This window comes from Acinetobacter sp. V2, assembly GCF_001188385.1.
Classification (GTDB): Bacteria; Pseudomonadota; Gammaproteobacteria; order Pseudomonadales; family Moraxellaceae; genus Acinetobacter; species Acinetobacter oleivorans.
The window spans coordinates 1211244-1211544 of sequence record NZ_JZFB01000001.1 but is presented as its reverse complement, the minus strand read 5'-3'; the positions used below and the strand labels follow the sequence as shown (position 1 = coordinate 1211544).

1 pseudogene is annotated in these 301 nt (G+C 43.9%); it reads left to right on the top strand.

What is annotated here, in order from left to right:
- Nucleotides 1–301, top strand: a pseudogene (locus tag UC75_RS20315) (fimbrial biogenesis outer membrane usher protein); the annotation flags it as partial.

Here is a 301-nt window from a genome sequence, read left to right as displayed (position 1 = left end):
GGGGCTTTTATGCATCAGCGTATAAAGATTATGAAAACCGTAAGGATTATGGCATTTACTTTGCGCTGCGCTATACGCCATCTACCCGAGTGAATGCGATTACAAGTGTATCTAGTGATGCTGGCAGGCTGAGTTACCGTCAAGAAATATTCGGCTTATCAGAACCACAAATTGGTTCATTTGGCTGGGGAGGCTATGTTGAACATGATCAGGATGCGAATCAAAACAATACATCGATCTATGGCTCTTACCGTGCTCGGGCAGCTTATCTAACTGGTCGATACAATCGAATTGGGGATAA